General features: G+C 66.4%; 15 protein-coding genes. 4 read left to right on the top strand and 11 right to left on the bottom strand.

The annotated features are described in order from the left end of the window. The first annotated feature begins 75 nt into the window (after positions 1-75). Both ABVF28_RS14420 and ABVF28_RS14415 read left to right on the top strand, forming a co-directional pair. Complete coding sequence (locus ABVF28_RS14420) at positions 76-1,836, top strand: BCCT family transporter (protein WP_371031052.1); 1,761 nt, start codon at positions 76-78, stop codon at positions 1,834-1,836. Positions 1,837-1,973: 137 nt separating this feature from the next. Continuing rightward, positions 1,974-3,056, top strand: coding sequence for a hypothetical protein (locus tag ABVF28_RS14415; RefSeq protein ID WP_371031013.1), 1,083 nt, complete (start codon positions 1,974-1,976; stop codon positions 3,054-3,056). A 391-nt stretch (positions 3,057-3,447) separates the two neighbouring features. Here ABVF28_RS14415 and lysS read toward each other — a convergent pair whose 3' ends face one another. The 9 genes from lysS to ABVF28_RS14370 form a co-directional block, all read right to left on the bottom strand. Then, on the bottom strand, positions 3,448-4,947 hold the full coding sequence (gene lysS, locus ABVF28_RS14410; protein WP_371031012.1) for a lysine--tRNA ligase: 1,500 nt from the start codon (positions 4,945-4,947) through the stop codon (positions 3,448-3,450). A gap of 130 nt (positions 4,948-5,077) precedes the next feature. Beyond that, positions 5,078-5,773: a low molecular weight phosphatase family protein gene (locus ABVF28_RS14405; RefSeq protein WP_371031011.1), complete on the bottom strand. Its 696-nt coding sequence runs from the start codon at positions 5,771-5,773 to the stop codon at positions 5,078-5,080. Positions 5,774-5,865: 92 nt separating this feature from the next. Then, entirely contained in the window at positions 5,866-6,720 is an 855-nt protein-coding gene (gene panC / locus ABVF28_RS14400) for a pantoate--beta-alanine ligase (RefSeq protein WP_371031010.1), read from the bottom strand. Positions 6,721-6,748: 28 nt separating this feature from the next. Continuing rightward, positions 6,749-7,486: a DUF2520 domain-containing protein gene (locus ABVF28_RS14395; RefSeq protein WP_371031009.1), complete on the bottom strand. Its 738-nt coding sequence runs from the start codon at positions 7,484-7,486 to the stop codon at positions 6,749-6,751. Continuing rightward, positions 7,483-10,041 carry a PH domain-containing protein gene (locus tag ABVF28_RS14390; RefSeq protein ID WP_371031008.1) on the bottom strand — a complete coding sequence of 853 codons (2,559 nt, stop codon included), beginning with the start codon at positions 10,039-10,041 and terminating at the stop codon, positions 7,483-7,485. Before ABVF28_RS14390 ends, ABVF28_RS14395 begins: the two co-directional genes overlap by 4 nt. Continuing rightward, a complete protein-coding gene (locus tag ABVF28_RS14385) occupies positions 10,041-10,526 on the bottom strand; it encodes a PH domain-containing protein (protein WP_104311004.1) in 486 nt (161 codons plus the stop codon). Before ABVF28_RS14385 ends, ABVF28_RS14390 begins: the two co-directional genes overlap by 1 nt. Before the next feature lie 100 nt (positions 10,527-10,626). Next, entirely contained in the window at positions 10,627-11,205 is a 579-nt protein-coding gene (locus tag ABVF28_RS14380) for a YdcF family protein (protein WP_371031007.1), read from the bottom strand. Positions 11,206-11,367: 162 nt separating this feature from the next. Next, complete coding sequence (locus tag ABVF28_RS14375) at positions 11,368-12,027, bottom strand: hypothetical protein (RefSeq protein WP_371031006.1); 660 nt, start codon at positions 12,025-12,027, stop codon at positions 11,368-11,370. Between the two features lie 285 nt (positions 12,028-12,312). Continuing rightward, the gene (locus ABVF28_RS14370) at positions 12,313-12,972 is read right to left on the bottom strand and encodes a hypothetical protein (RefSeq protein ID WP_371031005.1); all 660 of its coding nucleotides are present in this window, start codon (positions 12,970-12,972) and stop codon (positions 12,313-12,315) included. A 285-nt stretch (positions 12,973-13,257) separates the two neighbouring features. Between ABVF28_RS14370 and ABVF28_RS14365 the strand changes: the two genes are divergently transcribed. After that, a complete protein-coding gene (locus tag ABVF28_RS14365) occupies positions 13,258-13,947 on the top strand; it encodes a hypothetical protein (RefSeq protein WP_371031004.1) in 690 nt (229 codons plus the stop codon). Positions 13,948-14,020: 73 nt separating this feature from the next. Here the strand turns inward: ABVF28_RS14365 and ABVF28_RS14360 are convergent, their stop codons facing one another. Further along, positions 14,021-15,499: a hypothetical protein gene (locus tag ABVF28_RS14360; protein ID WP_371031003.1), complete on the bottom strand. Its 1,479-nt coding sequence runs from the start codon at positions 15,497-15,499 to the stop codon at positions 14,021-14,023. Positions 15,500-16,331: 832 nt separating this feature from the next. Here ABVF28_RS14360 and ABVF28_RS14355 point away from each other — a divergent pair. Beyond that, positions 16,332-17,393, top strand: a complete 1,062-nt coding sequence (locus tag ABVF28_RS14355) for an acyltransferase family protein (RefSeq protein ID WP_371031002.1) — start codon at positions 16,332-16,334, stop codon at positions 17,391-17,393. Positions 17,394-17,909: 516 nt separating this feature from the next. Here the strand turns inward: ABVF28_RS14355 and ABVF28_RS14350 are convergent. After that, on the bottom strand, positions 17,910-18,248 hold the full coding sequence (locus ABVF28_RS14350; protein WP_371031051.1) for a glycosyltransferase: 339 nt from the start codon (positions 18,246-18,248) through the stop codon (positions 17,910-17,912). Between the last annotated feature and the right edge of the window lie 136 nt (positions 18,249-18,384).

The following is an 18,384-nucleotide window of genomic DNA, read 5'->3' as shown; positions in this document are numbered from 1 at the left end:
CAACTAGCGATTTCTCGCAGCTCGCGTACCATTGACGCAGTGACTTCCAGCTCCCCTACACCAGATTCCCCTGGCCTGACGGATGCAACCGTCCCTGACAAACGGGTCCCGCCTGCGATCAAACGGTGGGTGTTCTGGCCCGCCGCGATCATCGTCCTGGCCTTCGCGGGGTTCTCGATCGTCGCGCCCAGCGCCGCGGACACCGTCTTCAGCGCGGTGCAATCGTGGATCGTCCGGAACTTCAGCTGGTACTACGTGCTCATCGCCGCGTTCTTCGTCGCGTTCAGCCTCTGGATGGGCTTCGGCAAGTACGGCGACATCAAGCTCGGCAAGGACGACGACAAGCCGGAGTTCTCGAACCTGAGCTGGCTTTCCCTGCTCTTCGCGGCGGGGATGGGCATCGGTCTCGTCTTCTACGGAGTGAGTGAGCCGCTCAGCCACTTCATCGATCCCAAGCCCGGTGTGACCGGCACTGAGAACCAGCTCGCCCAGCAGGCGCTCTCGCAGACCTACCTGCACTGGGGCGTGCACGCCTGGTCGATCTACATCGTGCTCGGCCTCGCGCTCGCATATGCCATCCACCGCCGCGGCCGACCGGTCAGCGTGCGGTGGGCCCTCGAACCGCTTCTCGGCCGCCGTGTGCGTGGCGGCTGGGGCAACCTCATCGACGTCGTCGCCCTGGTCGGGACGATCTTCGGCGTGGCGACCTCCCTGGGACTGGGCGTCCTGCAGATCGGATCCGGTCTCGACGCCGCCGGCATCCTCGAGCCGTCGACCACCGCGTCGATCGCGATCATCGTCGTCATCACCGCGTTCGTCCTGTTCTCGGTCCTCTCGGGTGTCGGCAAGGGCATGAAATGGCTCTCGAACACGAACCTGATCCTCGCGGCCGGGCTGCTCCTGTTCATCTTGATCGTCGGCCCCAGCCAGTTCCTGCTCCGCGACTTCGTGCAGTCGATCGGAAACTACCTGCAGAACTTCGTCAGCCTCACGTTCTCGACCAGTGCGTTCTCCGGCGAGGCCGGAATCGACTGGCAGTCGTCCTGGAGCACCTTCTACTGGGGCTGGTGGATGTCGTGGGCGCCCTTCGTTGGCGTCTTCATCGCGCGCATCTCGCGTGGCCGCACTGTCCGCGAGTTCGTGACAGGTGTCATGCTCGTACCAACGCTCGTGACGTTCCTCTGGTTCGCGGTCCTGGGTGGCACGGCGCTGTGGATGCAGCTGAACGGCGTGACGGACTTCGTGCAGTCAGATGGCTCGGTGGATGTCGAGGGTGCGCTGTTCCAGATGCTCGCGCAACTCCCGGGTGGTGCCGTGCTCACCATCGGCGCGATCATCCTGATCGCTATCTTCTTCATCACGTTTGCAGATTCCGGTGCCCTCGTCATGGGCATGCTCGCGTCCGGCGGGCAGGCTGAGCCGAAGAACTGGGTGCGGGCCTTCTTCGCCGTCATCACCTCCGTGCTGGCGACAGCACTGCTGCTGGCCGGTGGACTCAACGCTCTGCAGACAGCGGCGATCAGCATCGCGCTGCCGTTCTCGGTTGTGCTCCTGCTCACCTGCTGGGCGACGGCCGTCGCGTTCGGACGTGAGAAGCGCGCGTATGAGCGGGCGCGTCGCGCCGCATTCGTCGACCACATCGGTGATTTCTACGGCCTCGAAGTGGAAGAGCCCGTGGAGCGTGAGCCGAAGCGCCCGAAGTTCCCGTGGCTGCGTCGGGCACCGGTCATGAGCGTGCCGGTCGCCGGACCTCAGACGAACCAGATGCCCATCGTGAGCTCTGCCGCATCCTCGTCTGACACGGATGCGAGCACGGGGAGCCCGACCGAACTGTAGTCAGGACTCGAATCGGGACCGGAGGCGGGGCGGATGCACGTGCATCCGCCCCGCCTTCGCCGTTGCTGCGCACCCCGAACACTCGGCGCGTGTCAACCCTGAGCGTGCCCGAAGTCGCAACCGCCAGAGTTGAGTCGATGCACAGAATCGTCCGCGCCCTCCTTCCCGCCGTCACCCCGTCCCGGCTCCTGCACGTCGCCAAGACGGCAGCGGCTGCGACCCTCGCCTGGTACGCGGGTCACCTCGTCCCCGGGGAAGCAAACGCGTACGCCTACTACGCACCTCTCGGCGCGTTGGTCGCAAGCGTGCCGACCGTCGCCGGATCAGTGCGGTCGAGCGTGCAGGTCGTGGTCGGGGTGCTCCTCGGCGTGCTCGCATCCGGCGCGCTCGTCACCCTGGGGACCCCCGTAGCGCTCGCCGTTCCCGTCGCCGTCGGAGTGGGGACGCTGCTGGCCGGCATCCCCGCCTTTGGGGCTGGACGCGACTACATCCCGATCGCGGCGCTCTTCGTGTTCGTCGTCGGCGGCGCGAACCCGGACGGCTTCTCGATCGGCTACGTCGTGCAGATGGCCGTCGGAGCCGCCATCGGCGTGGGGCTGAACCTGCTGATTCCGCCGACGACCGGGACGAAGCAGGCGCTCGAGGCCCTCGGCACGGTCAAGACCGCGGCCGCTGATGCCATCAAACGCGCCACCGAGCTCCCCGGTGAGGAGCTCCCTCAAGACGCGCTCGACGACTGGCGCGCCTCGCTTCGTCGCCTCGAGACTCAGCTCACCGACGCCAAGTCCCTCGTCGGCGAGGTCCAGGACAACTTGCGAGGCAACGCGCGGCGACTCCGGTCGAAGTTCGACAGCAACTCGGCCCAAGGCCAGCTCGACAGTCTCAGCCGCATCGTCCGACACATCGAGGAACTGCAGGAGCCGTTCCTCGAGCGGTCCTGGAGCGAGACGCAAGCGGACTCGAGGCGAGCCCTCGCCGCGGCGGGCGAGCAGATCGCGCAGCTCATCCGCGCGTGGGAAGACCCCGACGACGACCTCTCCCCACGACTCAGCGCCGCATCCACCGCCCTCGAAGATCTGCAGCAGCTGGAGTTCACGCACCACACTGGGTGGGATCCACCCAGTCAGCGCCGGTCCGTCACGATCTACGCGCTCCGGAAGATCGTCGCCGAGGTCGAGTATCGCGTCGACGGTGAGGAGCACGCGAGCTCCGAGAGCTGAGACCTCTGCTGGCAGCGCCGACCATCGTGCGCCGCCGCGAGTTTCACGTACCTCCGCGCAGGGCGGTCTTGTGGTCGTCGAACCCGCGATCTGGCGACCATAGGGCCGCCACGGACTCCGCGGTTCGACGTCAGAGCGGAATTGTGGTCGTCAGGCGTGGGCGAAGACACCGGCGGGGTTTTAGATGATCGGGCGAGCATCGCTACCCGCAGTCGCGCGAAGAGCCCGCTCGGGTCTCTCATGTCGCGCCTGGTCACCTGGATCACGATCCACCCGAGACGCTCGAGCTCACGACGCCGCTCGATGTTATCCAGGGGTGCATGCGCGATTCGAACCTCAGCGGAAGCGGGATGCCCCACGCCCGGCACTTGGAGACACTCGCGAGAGCGGGCTACTTCACGAGCGGGAAGAGCACCGTCTCACGGATGCCGAGGCCGGTGATCGCCATGAGGAGGCGGTCGATGCCCATGCCCATGCCGCCGGACGGGGGCATGGCGTGCTCGAGGGCCGTGAGGAACTCCTCGTCGACGCGCATCGCCTCCACGTCGCCCTTTGCACCGAGGGCGGCTTGCTCGACGAAGCGGGCGCGCTGCTCGACGGGGTCGATGAGCTCGGAGTAGCCCGTGGCCAGCTCGAAACCGCGGACGTACAGGTCCCACTTCTCGACCACGCCGGGGATGGAGCGGTGGGATGCGGTGAGCGGCGACGTCTCGACAGGGAAGTCCATGACGAAGGTCGGGCGCGTGAGGTGGTCCTTCACGAAGTGCTCCCACAGCTCTTCGACGAGCTTGCCGTGCGTGGGGTGGCTGACCTCGACTTCCACCTTCTCGGCGAGTGCGAGGAGCTCGGAGAGCGGCGTGGATGGCGTGATCTCGACGCCGGCGGCTTCGGAGAGCGACGGGTACATGGACACGCGGTCCCAGTCGCCGCCCAGGTCGAACTCGGTGCCGTCCGTCCACGTGACGACGTGCGATCCGGAGACGGCGAGGGCGGCGTTCTGCACGAGCTCCTGCGTGAGGTCGGCGATGGAGTTGTAGTCGCCGTACGCCTGGTAGGCCTCGAGCATCGCGAACTCGGGGCTGTGCGTCGAGTCGGCACCCTCGTTGCGGAAGTTGCGGTTGATCTCGAAGACGCGGTCGAGGCCGCCGACGACGGCGCGCTTCAGGTACAGCTCGGGCGCGATGCGGAGGAACAGCTCCGTGTCGAAGGCGTTCGAGTGCGTCACGAACGGGCGGGCCGCGGCACCACCGTGCATGGTCTGCAGCATGGGCGTCTCGACCTCGAGGAACTCGTGGTTAGCGAACGTCTGGCGCAGCGACGCGTTGGTCTTCGCGCGCGCGACGACAACATCCCGGGCGACTGGGCGCTGGATGAGGTCGAGGTAGCGCTGGCGGACGCGCGTCTCCTCGCTGAGCTCACTGTGCAGGTTGGGGAGCGGGCGCACGGCCTTCGACGCCATCTTCCATTCGTCGGCCATGATGCTCAGCTCGCCGCGTCGCGAGGAGATGATCTCGCCGGCCGCGAAGATGTGGTCGCCGAGGTCGACGTACTCCTTCCACAGGTCCAGCTGCTCCTGGCCGACGACCGCGAGCGACAGCATGATCTGGATGCGCGAGCCGTCGCCCGACTGGATGCTCGCGAAGCACAGCTTGCCGGTGTTGCGGAGGTGCACGATGCGGCCAGCGACTCCGGCTCGCTCGCCGGTGGAGGCACCGTCTTCGAGCTCGGCGTGGGCGGCACGCACCTCGGCGATGGTGTGCGTGATGGGGAGCGTGAGCGGGTAGGGGGCGATGCCTGATTCGAGCATCCGCGCGCGCTTGTCGAGACGCACCTGCTTCTGCTCGGAGGCTTCCGCCTCGGAGAGTGCGTCTTGGGTGGGCGCGTCGGCCATTCGGGCTCCTTGCGGTTCGTGCGTCTGGGTGTGGATGCGTGTCCCGGGCGCGACGAACAGCGCTCGGAAACGCACTCCCCCAGTTTGGTGCACTTCGAGCCGTCGCGCGAACCGGCGGGCCTCGGCGTGGTTACGAGGCGCGCGCCCTGGCCCAGTCGACGACGCCTTCGAGGTAGGCGACGATGGTCTCGGCGGCAGGCACGAGCTCGCGTCCGGAGCGCTGGTAGGTCTCGTCGGAGCGGCGGAACGGGTCGACGACGTCGTAGTCGCTGGCGTTCTCGAGTGGGGCGACGACGCCGCGTAGCGGTGCGGCCGCGCCGACTGCGGCGGCGAGGGCTGCGGCGACGATGTCCTGGTCGGAGGCGCCGGCGGCGGCCCCGTCGCTGGCGTTGTCGAGCGCTTCGCGGCGCGAGCGGCGTGAGCCTGAGCTGGCGCCTGGCGCCTCGTAGGTCTCCTCGAGGTCCTCGGCGGTGACCTGGCTGGCGATGTGGGCGAACTCGCGCAGGGTGAAGGTGCGTCGTACGACGGAGGGGGCGAGCTCGACGATGCGCTGCCGGTGGTCGCGGGAGAGCGCGAGGACGAGGCCTGCGCTGCGGGCGATGTCCTCGGTGAGCTGCCTGGAGATGTGTGCTGCGGCATCCGTCACCCCGTACTGGGCGGCGAGGGCGAGGGCTTGCTGCGGCATGCCGCTGCCGACGAGGGCTCCGGTGCCGGCGCTTTCGACGGTGACGCCGGGGAGGTCTTTGAGACCGTCGCGCAGCAGCTGCTCCGCGAGCGGTGAGCGGCAGATGTTGCCGGTGCAGACCGTCAGGATGCGAAAGCTCATGTGTGTGTTCCCCTTGGGTCGGCGGATCTCTAGCCTAGCGACGCGCTGGATGCGCGTCGGACGTGCGGATGTGGTGCGCGGGTCGTGCCTGTCTAGCGGTACTCGCCGACGTACGCGCTCATGTTGTCGATGAGGCGGGTTGTGCCGACCTTGGCGGCGACGAGCACGATCGCTTTGCCCGTGTATGCCTCGTTGACGAGCGCGAACGTCTCGGGGTCGACGATGGACACGTAGTCCATCTTGACGAGCTTCTCGTCCATGAGCGCGCCTTGAGCCTGGGAGATCATCTCTCGGATCCCGCGGTCGCCGTTGGATGCGGCGGCGGTGAGGGCGCGGACGAGGCTGAGTGCGGCGGCGCGTTCTTCGGTGGAGAGGTAGCGGTTGCGGCTGGACAGGGCGAGGCCGTCGTCTTCGCGGATGATGGGGGCGCCGACGACGTCGATGTCGAGGTTGAGGTCGCGCACGAGGCGGCGCACGAGGAACAGCTGCTGCGCGTCTTTCTCGCCGAAGACGGCGACGTTCGGGCGGACGATGTTGAAGAGCTTGGTCACGACGGTGAGGACGCCGTCGAAGTGCGCGAGGCGGTGCGCTGCTTCGAGGAGGCCGGCCGCGTATCCGCCGACGACGCGCGTCTGCTTGACGCCTTCTGGATACATGTCGTCGACGGCTGGCGCGAAGACGTAGTCGACGCCGGCTTGGTCGAGCTTGGCGAGGTCGTCGTCGAAGGTGCGCGGGTAGCGTTCGAAGTCTTCGCCTGGCGCGAATTGCATGGGGTTCACGAAGACGGAGACCACGGTCTTGGTGGCGCTGCGTTTGGCGATGTCGACGAGCGAGAGGTGCCCGTCGTGGAGGGCGCCCATCGTGGGGACGAGTGCGATGGTGTCGCTTTTCGCGATCTCCCGGAGCACTTCCTTGGCTTCGGCGATCGTGGTCAGAACGTGTGGCAAGTGCCCTCCTTGGAACCGGCGGTTGCTGCTACGAGCGCGGGTCCGCCTCAGGAAGCGTACCGTCGAGCGGGTCGAGGGGAAGCGGGTTGGCGTCGCTGAGGGCGTTGTCTGCGGCTGAGCGGACGAGGCTGGAGAGCATGAAGCCTGGGTTCTCGACGCCGATTCCGGAGAGCAGCTCGGTCGCCTGCTTCACGATGGAGCGGGTGAACTCGGTCGCGGTGTGGAGTGCTTCCGCGTAGGTGGGGCGGTCCTGTTCTTGGATGATGACCGGTTCGGCGCCGAGTTCGACGACGAGGGCCTGTGCGATGGGGAGCACTGGGCGGGGGGCGGTGACGGCGCACCAGGCTTCCTTGAGGCGGTGCAGGTCGAGGCTCGTGCCGGTGATCTCGATGGCGGGGTGCACGGCGAGGGGAATGACGCCTCGGTCGAGGGCGGTGCCGAGAACGGCGGTGCCGCGGCCGGCGACGGTGTGCAGGACGAGTTGCCCTGCCACCCAGGCGCGTGCTTCGGACAGCTCGAGGACGCGCGTTTCGAGGTCGGCCTCGTCGTAGGCGAGGATGACGAGCTCGCTGCGCTCGATGGCCTGACGCTGAGTGAGCTTGGGGGCACCGGGCAGCATGGCGGATGCGCGTTCGGTGGCTTCCTCGGATTCTGTGGCGACTCCGACGAGCGCGTGTCCTGCGGCGGCGAGGGCGGTCGCGACGATGAGCCCGGTGGGCGAGTCGCCGACGAGACCGATGCCGAGGCGCCCTTCCCGGCCGGTCACGCGCCGTCCTCCGAGGGCTGCCCGCGGTGCGGTTCTGGGCTCGGCGGCGGCACGATGCCGTTCTGGCGCTGCTCGCGCAGCTGGCGACGTGTGAGCGGCTGCGGCGCCTCGTCGCCTGCAGGTCCTGACGGCGCGGAGTCCACTGGTTTCGGCGCCTCCTCGACCGGAGGTCCTGACGGCGCGGCGCTAGCTGACTCCGGTGCGGTGGACGGGGCAGGCCCCGGCGGTGGGCTCTGGATGCGCGGTGCGCTCGGGATGCGCGGCGCTGTCCCGGCCGGCGCGGGCCCGATCGTCGCTGGAGTCTGAATCGGTGTCGGCGTTGTGTCGATCGCAGACTCTGGACCGGCCGGCGTCGTGGCGACGGGCTCCCAGGAGACCGGCGCCCAGGCGCCGTTCGTCGGCGCGCCCGGAACGGGACCGATCTGCGAGGGCGCTGGCGCGGGCGGCGCGGACGCGGGCGCGGGCGCATCCGTCGACGGGGATGCGGTGGAACCGAATCCCGCGGGTTGCACGGCGGCTCCTCCGGGTGCGGACCCCACGGACCCGAACTGCGCGGGGATCCGGGACAGGTCCGGGGCCGGTGCAGCGTTCTGCGCGGCCTGGGGCTGCGCGACGGGTGGCGTCGTCGTCACCTGCAGGCCGCTCTGGGCGAGCGCGTGCTGGTACTCGCGTTCTGCTTGCAGCACAGCGGTGGTCTGGCTGTCGACGGGGATACCGCGCGCTGCCGCGTCGGCGACGCGCATGCGTGCGGTTGCGATGGCGCTGAGCGTGGCGGCTTCGCGCCACCGGTGGGAGGTGTCGAGGTTCGCGGCGCGGATGGCGACGGCGGACACGTCGTCGAAGAGTCGGACTCCGATGTTGCCGTCGACCATGCCGATGCGCGTTGTCACTCCGAGGCCGAGCACGGTGTGGGCGTGAAGGTTGACGACGTTGGCGAAGTAGCCGATGGGCCCGCGGTCGAGGCCGATGGACTGCATCCGCTCTGCGGGGACGATCGTGAGCTTGCGCGACCATGCGCCGAAGCGCAGGTAGAGCGCGCGGTTGTCCAGGCGGAACCCGTGCCGCTTCCAGGAGAACGGGCGCATCCATGCGGCTCGTTTCGGCGCGGTGACGAAGTAGTCGTCGTTGCCCTTGCTGTACATGCCCAACTCGATGAGTCGGCGCACTTCGTCGTCGACGAGCATGGGGAGCAGCAGCGCGAGGACACGTTCGGTCTCGGCGCGGGTGCCGACGGGGAGGACGAGGTTGCGGGTGAGCGCCGCCTGGTTCTGGGATCCGTCTGAGGAGACCTGTTCGGTGCCGGCGCGGGTGATGCGCACCATCCACCAGTCGAAGGGTCGCCAGAAGAGCGGCTGCGAGACCTGCACGGCGTGGATGCGGCCGGGCGGGACCGTGTCGTTGCTGGTGGTGAGGAGTCCGCGGCCGACGCGGACGCCATCCGGGGTGGCGGCGATGCTGTAGTTCAGCGACGGCAGGATCTGTCCGACGGTGACGGCGAAGAAGACGGCGCCGAGGGGCAGGATCGAGAAGAGGACCCACCAGAACCCGAAGGTGAAGGTGACGATGAGGCCGGCGATGAGGGCCACGAGGATGACGATGAGCCACGGGTTGACGAGGTTGGCCACGACGAGCCGCCATGGTGGGAGTCGCACGACGGACTGCGGTGCGGCCTCGCCTGGGGCGAGTTCGGGACTCGTGAGCTCTTCGACTCGTTGGGCGAAGAATTCGGATGCTCGTGTGCGCAGCTGCTCTGCGGTCGGCGGCTTCTGCTGGGTCTGCGAGGCCGCATCGCCCGAGCCGCTCGCGGGACCGTATCCGGGCGCCGACGGGCTGCCGTCGGCTGACCCCGGTGCGCCTGGCTGCCCGGCGTGGGCGTACCCCTGCGCCTGGGCTTGGCGCTCGTTGCGCTTCGCTCCGGACGCGCGCTGAAGGATTCCGGCGCGGATGCCGTCGGCGTCGCGTGTGCGCACGTAGACGAGCTGGATGTTGGCATTCTCGCCGGCGACGCCGATCTCGATCTTCGAGGCGCCGACGATGCGGGCGACGAGGGGGCGCTGGATGTTGATGTCCTGCACGCGGTCGAGTCGCGCCTGGCGGCTCTTGCGGAACAGCACGCCGGTCTGCAGTTCGATGGTCGTGTCGCTGACGCGGAACTGCGAGAAGCGCCACGACAGGTAGCTGAAGAACCCGAGGATGAGGATGACGGCCAGGATGCCGAGCGCGACCCACAACAGCCAGCCCTCGTTGCGGAGCACCATGTTGGTCGGGTCGTACTCTGCGCCGCTGTACTCGTCGAGCTGCGGGAAGAGGAAGCTCGTGATCGTCTGCCATGACTGGTTGATGAGGAAGGCACCGATGGCGATGACGAACACGCCGACGCGGAGGAGCGGCGTCAGCGGGTGGAGTCTGTGCCATTCGCCGTCGATGAGGTCGGAGCCCTGCCCGAGCGCCGGTCCGGGCAGCGGCCCCCCTGCCATGGCACCGTGCGGTGCACTGCCCATGGGCGGAGGTGGCCCGGGCTGCTGCCAGTTGCCTGGTGGGGTGGGCGCGCTCATCAGAGGCCAGCTCGGCGGGTCTCGGCGAGTGCGACGAGGTCGTCTCTGAGCTTCTCCGCGTCCTGCCATCCGAGGCCGGGGATCGTCACGTTCGTGACTGCGGCCGCGGTGACGACTTTGAGCGACGACAGCCCGAAGATCCGGGTGAGCGGGCCGCGCTGGATGTCGACGAGCTGCAGGCGACCGTATGGGATTGCGACCATGCGGCTCCAGAAGAGGCCGCGGCGGAACACGAGGTCGTCTTGGCGCAGCTGGTAGCCGATGGCGCGCACGCGGCGCCATTCGAAGGGGATGGAGATGAGAATCACGAGGAGGCCGGCGCCGGGGAACACGGCAACCCATTTCGGCACGTCGGGGATGACGAGGATCGCGATGATGCCGGCGAGTGCGATCAGGGCCCAGAAGAAGGCTCCGATGAGCTCTGACCAGATGTACTTGGGCGACACCCTGCGCCACTGCACGGTGGTGTGGTCGAGCGCGGTCATGCTGCCCCCTCGTTGCGACGTGTCGTCATGCGTCTACCGTACCGAGTGCCGCCGACATCGCGGGTGGGCGTGCCTGGCCCCGAGAGAACTGCCGCGCGATTCAGCAGGTGGGCGCGACGAGGGCCTTGACGAACGCCGCTGACTGGTAGGCGTACATCCACGCCCAGTTGGAGTCTTCGATGCCCGCCCCGTCATCGATGGCGAGCACTCCCCCGCCGAGGCAGTCGGTGAAAATCATGCGGGCGCGTGAGATGTGGGTGACGTTGGTCACGATCATCACGCTCTCCCATCCCTCGGCCGCTGCGAGCCGCTCGACCATGAGGGCTTCTCCGGCGGTGGTGAAGGGTTCGGGGATGAGGCAGCGGGTGACGAGTCCAGCCTGGTTGGGCGCCGCGTCCGGTGCGCAGGCGTCGATGTTGATGGCTGCGTCGATGCCGTAGTCGTCCACGGCGATGACGATGGTGTCGCTGTAGCCCTCGGCCGCGAGCTGCTGGGCGGCGTGGATGCGCGCGTCGCGTGGCGGGCCGAGCACGACGATCGCGTCGACCTCGCTCGGTTCGTCCGTGGAGGGGAAGACGAAGAGGGGAAGCCCCGCGAGCGCCACCGTGACGGCGAGCGCGACGGCCAGTCCGATGGCTGCGAGCGCACGGTTGTTCCGTGCGCGTCGTCTGGGTTTCACTCGGTTGAGCGTACGCGAGTCGAGCGCGAGTCGCGGGGCACGGAGAAACGGAGAAACGGAGAAACGGAGAAACGGAGGGATCCTGGCGCTGGGGCATTGGGCACCGCAGCCCCCGCCGCAGTCGTGGACTGGGACGAGGGCTGCACCACGCGGCGGCGCCTGTTACTCGGGCGAGGTCACGTGCGCTCCCGTGAAGGTGTAGCTGTCGTTGACCGTCGTGCCGTTTGGGAAGGTCACCGTGAAGTCGTAGGTGTGCGTGTACGGCACGGCGACGGTGGTTCCGTGGGGCGGCGGGTTGACGCCCACCCCGAGCATGCTGGGCCCGATGAGCGAGTTCTCTGGCGTGATCACGTTCGGCGTCGCGTCTCCGAGCGGCTCGCGCATCTCGATGGGCGCCGATGGGAGTGACTTGGGCGTGAACGTGTAGGTGAAGGGTCCGCCGGCCGGCTCGCTCTCGGTGAGCGTCCAGTCGGAGCTCATCTCCTGCACATCCACCGCGAACGGGAAGTCGTAGGTCGCGACGAAGTTCGTGACCGTTGCCGTGAGGCCGGGGACGTTGGCGCTGAACGTCGCCCACGGGATGACGTACGTGTTGACAACCTGCACGAGGAGTCCGAACTCCTGGCTGTTGTCGGAGCCCTGGTAGGAGCCGTAGGCGATGGTCGCCCCGGATCCGGAGTGCGCCTGGTATTGAATCTGCGAGGTCGCGCCTGCTGGCGTGGCAACTGCGAGCGCGATCACCGGCGTGGCCCAGGCCGCTGCCCCGAGGACCTTGCGGCGGTCGACCGTCTTCTGCGTGTTCTGGACGTCGTCAAGTGACATTGTGTTTCCCCCTTTGATGCCGACCAGGTTCGGTCGGCGCCGTCGGGGCGCTGAGCTGCGCGCGGAAGACACGTGTCCCCCTCGCGTTGCGGCTGCTCTCACCGAGTCGAGTTTCCCCCTACGAACCGGTGGGCATACGGCACGTCAGCTCGTTACCCCGGGGGCAACTGTAACCGAACCGGTGCGGTCCAGCGCAGGGCAGAACTCCCCCGCTGTGCCATGCACCGCGCGGGAAGGATCTGAATCGGCATTCTGAGTTGCGCGCCGATGGCGACGGACGTGCGATCAAACGCCCCCGGTGACTCGCTCGCGGTGGAAGCTGTCCACCACGTCGCCGGTCGGCAGGTGGGCGATGAAGTCGTAGTGCTTGACGCTGGAGACCTGGAAGGGCCGCGTTCCGCCGACCGACCAGGTTCCGTCTCGGGCGATCCCGTGGAACTGTGGTGCAGCTACGGAGTTCGTCTGATCTGCCGCCCACGGCTGCCCGGTACTGAGGGGCCGTTCCATGTCGATGCGACCGGCGGGCAGCGCGAGCGGGGTGAGCGTGTAGGTGTAGTAGCCGTCAACTGGCTCGGACTCGACCATGCTCCATTTCGGGTCGACGACGTCCCAGTCGACGGCGAATGGGAGTTCGTAGGTGACGGTGTAGCTCGTGAGCGTCGCTTGGAGCCCGTCGACGCTCGCCCCGAAGTAGACGACTGGATTGTCCGGTTCTCCCTGCAGGGCGAAGGTCGGGACCCCGTCGACGGTTCCCTGCTGGTCGATGTCTTCCGTCGTCAGGACGATGTGCGAGCCACTGAAGGGGCGGTACTCGACCGTCGAGGTGGCCTGAGCAGGTGCGGCGACTGCGACGGCGATGACGGGCGTGGTCCAGACGGCGGCGCCGAGCAGGTCACGTCGGTTGAGGCCCGTCGAGCGCGGCGTGTTCGCTTGGGTATCGAGCATGTGTTTCCTACCCCCAGGGGACGTGGGCGAAAGCCGGGGGGGCCTTCGCTGTGGAACTCGGTGTCGTGCACCGGTGGTCTACTGACAGCGCAAAGCTAGACGCGTTCGACCCGGTCCAGAACCCCGCATGGACTACTTCCATGGACTATTTGGTGGTCGATTTCGCGGCATCCTTTTCGGCGTGATCGAATCCCGTCAGGGCACTTGAAAACGCACGGAGATGCGGCTGTCCAGGAACGCGAATCGGTGGCTCGGCTTCGGCGTGGTCGGCAATACGATTGGCGCATGAACTCCGCGCGGGTGCCGTCCGCTCACCGCCTGCTCGACGCCGTGGACCGACGGCTCCCGACGACCTTGGTGTCGCATCCGCTGCTCTGGAACTGGGCTTGGTTCGTGGTGTTCGGCAGCCTGACAGTGGTGGGCTGGTTTGCTGATTGGCCGACGGTGGCGTGGGTGGCGGTCCTCATGGTGGGTTCCTTGCCGGCGCTCTCTGCGACGGTCGCGCTGCTCCTGCACACGCCCCGCAGCCACCTTGACGCGCACGACTCCGTGTTCGGGCATTTCTTCGTGCGGTTCGTGACGCTCATCGTCGGGTTCGTGGCCTGGACCGTGTCTGTGGTCATGAGCGCCAGCCTGTCGACGTTGTTGCAGCTCATCGCTGAGAACCGCGAGGACGAGATCACGTATTCGGGCATCCAGCTGTTCGCGGGCCTCATGTTCCCGGTCGTCTTGGCTATCTGGCTCGTCTTCCTGCTGCGGTGCGCGTGGTTCCTGTCGAAGCTGCGCGGCTGGCGGGAGCATCCGTCACAGCAGCGTTCGAGGGTTCCGGATGCGTTCCTCGCGCAGCAGCCGAGGTTGCGTACCGTCGTGGTCGGGTTGGCGCATCCCGGGGCGCTGATCGCGACGGCGGGGTTGTCGACGGCCGCGGTGCTCACCGAGGAGGCGCTGCGGTTGTCGCTGGAGATGTTCTTCTGAGGCGAGAAACCGGCGGCTCGCAGCCCCAAGAGGGGTACGAGCCGCCGGTTTCAGCGGTGCCGCGGGTCGTTGCCTAGCTGTGCTCTCTCCCGATGCGGCGACGCAACGCCAGCGCGGTGACCCCCACTCCGAGAAGCAGGACGATCCCGGCTCCGATGCCGAGAGGCGCCAAGTTGCCGTCGGCGCCGGTGGTGGCGAGGGCACCCGGCGCGGGTGTAGCGGCAGGGGTGGCGGTTGCCTGCGTGGATGCGGCCGGAGGTGCGGTCGTGCTCGCGGTCGGCGACACCGACGCGGTGGCGGTGGGCGCGACCGTCGGTGGTTGGCTTGGTGTCAGGGTCGCGCTTGGCGTCGAGGTGGGTTCTGGTGTGAACGGCGCGATCTCGATCGGCACCGTCGTCTGCACGAAGTCGACGCCGTCCATGGTTGAGCCCGCGAGCTTCAGGTCACCGCTGGCTCCGGATTCGCCGCCTCCGATCCGGAACGAGAAGCTTGTGCCTGTCGACCCAACGGGTGCCGTGAACATGAGCACGTCGCCGACGACCATCGGCTCGCCGATCGTGGACGAACCCGGGACGTAGCTGATTCCGGCGGGCAGCCTGACGAGTGGTGAACCAGACAGAGCGGTCGGAACTTCCTCCGTGCCGAACGAGGCCGTCACGGTCTTCTCACCACCTTCACCGTCCATCAGCGTCAGTGCGGTGGGCACTGCTCGCTGGTCTTCCGTCGAGAAGTGCGTCTGGAAGGCGACTTTTGATGATGCCCCCGGGGCGAGATCAAGCTTCCAGCTCAAGCCGATGAAGTTGTCTCGGGCCCCGCCCAGCGTCAGAGCAGTGTTGTTGAACTCCGCTTCGAGGGCGATATGAGCCCCGATACCTCGCCCCTGGTCGACTTCGAACTTGCTGCCCTGTGTGATCGGCACGAGCTGCGCGAGGTCGTCGCCCGCCGTCGTTCCTTCACCCCACTGTCCTGTGGGGATGCCCTGCATGCTGTTGCAGGCGACCGAACCGTCACCCGTCGGCGCTGCGGCATAGGAGAGCACGTCGTACTCGGCGCGGGCACAGTCGGAGACTCGGTAGACGATGGGCTCGAGGGCGACGCTGCCGACGTTCTCGACTTCAACGGAGGACGTGAACGACGACGAGCCAGACGCATACGTGTCGACCTGGGTGACCTGAATCTGGTCGCCGGCCACGACCGTGGAGATGACGAAGGGGTCAAAGAGCGTTCCACTGCCGGATGTTTCCTGAGCGATGGGCGACCAATCCTGCAACAGAACCTCGGCATCTGGGTAGCCGGGTAATGGGTAGTCTGCGGGCCTGTTGAGCGTGCCGCCCGCAACAACGGCCGTCAGGCAGGACGCGCCGAGCTGGAAGTGTGGTCCGTCGGACCCTCCTGCCACATTCGCGTTGCAGGTGAGGTCAGGTGTGGTGGTCAGGGCGGTTATGGGCCCTGGCATGCTCGCTACGGTTGCTGCGTTCGCCGGCATCGCCGAGCCGAAGCAGATGAGTGCGGTGGCCGCGAAAGCGCTCGCGACGATCTTCGTTCGAGACATGTGTTCCCCCGGTGGTGCACTTGCGCACCAGATCGGGACGCAACGGTGGCGACCAGCCTTCCGGTACCTGGCTGCTGTCGCGCGGGGCACGCGGTTTCGGGAGCGGGAATCGTCCGCAGAAGTAGCCGCTTGTGGCGCTTGGGCCGAGCTGGGGCTCGGATCCTTCGACGTGTCCCGGGCTGGCACGAGGTACCGCAACCGCATGGCTGGCTCTTCAACACCCTTCCAGGACAGCCAAGCAAGGGGCAACGTGCAGACTAGATCGAGGAGGCTGCTCGAGGGCCATCCACCCTCCCCAGCAGGCGCCGGGCTCTCGCCAGTGCAGACGCGGCCCGTAACAAGCCAGTCTCCAGACATCGATTCTCGATTCGGGGGCAAAGCACGCTGTGGGAGATGCCTCCTAGACCTGACAGTGACACCCACCCGGCGCAGAGCGCCGGACCGCATCCAATCAGGGGAAGCGTCCGCCCGGGATTCGTTGCCGAAGCATCGTGGACAAGCGGAGAGGTCGTGGACGAACTATCAGGCGAAGATGGGAAACGCACTACCCGCAGGACCGCGAATCTCGCAAACCACCGTCAGGCCTGAGACGAAGATGATGCCAACCGCAACAGCGGGGGGCGAGGTACGGCACCGAAGAGAGAGTGCGCACTAGCAAGGACGCATCGTTCCTGGAACCGGAGGTGCGCCTCGCCTACAATCAACCCGTTGCTCAGCTTGGCACTCCGGCACTGAGGCCAGCGACCCATTCACTAGCCCACCGCGCTGTGAGCCGCCGAACATCACACGATCGAGCCTAGTGAACCTGAGAATTACCTGTTAGGTTCACACCGTGAACTCCTCGCTTCGCTCCGCCTTATCGAATCGCGACAACGCGCTTAACTTCGTGCGTCTTATCCTCGCAGCATCAGTTATCTTGGGGCACGCCTGGGCCATAGGTGGGTTCGGCGAGACGCCACTGGGGTTTATATCTGGCTGGGCCGTAAACGGCTTCTTCGGCATCTCCGGATATCTGATTGCTGGCTCGCGCATGCGCCTAGCCTTTGCGGCCTTCGTCACGAACCGCGCGCTTCGCATCTTTCCAGCGTTCTGGTGCGTGCTGTTGGTCACGGCGTTCCTCCTGGCCCCCCTCTCCACGCTTCTCAGCGGTGAGACCTACAGCATAACGAGCGCTTTGAATTACGTTGTGCGAAATGCCGGGCTCTACATCTTTCAATGGGGAATTGACGACACCCTAATGAACGTTCCGTTCAGCGTGGCTTGGAACGGATCACTCTGGACGTTGTTCTATGAATTTGTCGCATATCTCGCAGCTGCATTGCTCCTGACTCTGGCTGTAGTTCGAAAGCACGCGCTTGCCGCGACGGCAGTAGCGACCGCCTGCGCGATCGTAGCTCAGATTTTGGCCCTGACGGTACTCGACGTGAGTACAAACCTATTCCTCAACTTTCTCCGACTGGGAGGTTTTTTCGCCGCGGGCATGTTAATTTACTTCCTCGGAGAACGTATAAGACTAGAGCTTTGGCCCGCTGTACTCGCGGCCATCATCTTCGTCGCGCTGATGTTATTCGGAGTTGCGGAAACACTGGCCCAGATCCCGTTTACATACGTACTGCTATGGATCGGGGCACGTGCCCGAATTCGAATCGGCTCGAAAAACGACATCTCCTATGGCATCTACATCTGGGGGTGCCCGGTGCAGCAATTGCTTGCGCTGTCCGGCACAGCTTGGATGGGTCCCTGGCTGTCGGCTCTCGTCGCCTTCGTCCTGACCGTCCCACTCGCATGGGCCTCGTGGAAGTTCGTGGAGGAACCCGCGATGAGACTTCGAAATTTGCTTCCAAATTCTTGGCATGGAGCCGCTCGGCAGCCGACGAGGCAACCGCAAGAATGACTTACAGTATGAATCGGCCGCTAGGGTTGAACGCCCGAACCATTGCAGCCTCTGGTCTCCATGAACACTCGGCAGCACCATTCGTCACGTCTACGAAAATGGTGCACCGGGGCCGTCGCAGGATTGATCGTGGTCAGCTCACACTGAACAACGATAATCGCGAGGTTACAAGTGAGAATACCAAAGCGTTAGATATCCGGATTTATTCGCAGGTCCTATCATTTCCGCTGACACATTCACCGCACTGATTATCGCCGCATAACAATAAGGGTGACATGCGGCCCACCCGAGGCGCATTCACTGATCTTGGTCGCCGCTCGTCAGGTTGGGGTTGGCACCCACGGGACCCACACTGATTCGGCAGGCTCCTCGTCACCGCGGCGCGCTCGGAGATTGCAGCCAAAGCTGGAAGCGCACGTTCAACTGCGACTGTCCAGCACCAGCTCACTGAACGGGAGGCACTCATCAGGCTTGCGTGGACCCCCGGAGTCATCCGTATCAACGGACAGGCCTTGATCAACCACGAGATCGGTCCGCACAGTGCCTGAGGTGACCGGAGATTTCTCTCCACATGCGCTGGAACGTGTAGCGAGATTCCACGACTTCACGTGCACGCTTGCCGACTTCCTCGAGCTTCTTTGGGTCGGCGAGCAGTTCTGCTATGACTGAAGCAACGCCGACGGGATCGTGGAGAGGCATTGAGAAGTTCGAGACGCCATCTTCTATGTACTCAGCCATGGCAGCTGTTCGAGTCACCACGACAGGGCGGCCCGATGACATGCCCTCGAGTAAGACACTCTGGCCGGTCGGGTAAGCCAGGTCGTGGGTCGGGATCACGATCAGGTCTGCTGCCAGGAGATTTTTGGCTCTTCGGAATCAAGGGTGTAGGTGGGGCCTGAAGCCCCCGGCTTCGAGCAGGCTGCGCGCGACGTAGTTCGTGAGGTTCCGGAACCCGAGCGCCGAGCCTCGAAGATGCTCGAGGCGACCGTTG

It is taken from the genome of Pseudoclavibacter sp. JSM 162008 (assembly GCF_041366455.1).
Lineage (GTDB): Bacteria > Actinomycetota > Actinomycetes > Actinomycetales > Microbacteriaceae > Pseudoclavibacter.
Note: the sequence above shows the minus strand (reverse complement) of the source record. Positions and strands in the feature narration are given on the sequence as shown.

Excerpts from the sequence above, each read along its gene's own strand:
- ABVF28_RS14365 (WP_371031004.1), top strand. The coding sequence starts at position 13,258 with ATGAACTCCGCGCGGGTGCCGTCCGCTCACCGCCTGCTCGACGCCGTG.
- ABVF28_RS14385 (WP_104311004.1), bottom strand. The coding sequence starts at position 10,526 with ATGACCGCGCTCGACCACACCACCGTGCAGTGGCGCAGGGTGTCGCCC.
- lysS (WP_371031012.1), bottom strand. The coding sequence starts at position 4,947 with ATGGCCGACGCGCCCACCCAAGACGCACTCTCCGAGGCGGAAGCCTCC.
- ABVF28_RS14360 (WP_371031003.1), bottom strand. The coding sequence starts at position 15,499 with ATGTCTCGAACGAAGATCGTCGCGAGCGCTTTCGCGGCCACCGCACTC.
- ABVF28_RS14370 (WP_371031005.1), bottom strand. The coding sequence starts at position 12,972 with ATGCTCGATACCCAAGCGAACACGCCGCGCTCGACGGGCCTCAACCGA.
- ABVF28_RS14390 (WP_371031008.1), bottom strand. The coding sequence starts at position 10,041 with ATGAGCGCGCCCACCCCACCAGGCAACTGGCAGCAGCCCGGGCCACCT.
- ABVF28_RS14415 (WP_371031013.1), top strand. The coding sequence starts at position 1,974 with ATGCACAGAATCGTCCGCGCCCTCCTTCCCGCCGTCACCCCGTCCCGG.
- ABVF28_RS14375 (WP_371031006.1), bottom strand. The coding sequence starts at position 12,027 with ATGTCACTTGACGACGTCCAGAACACGCAGAAGACGGTCGACCGCCGC.
- ABVF28_RS14405 (WP_371031011.1), bottom strand. The coding sequence starts at position 5,773 with ATGAGCTTTCGCATCCTGACGGTCTGCACCGGCAACATCTGCCGCTCA.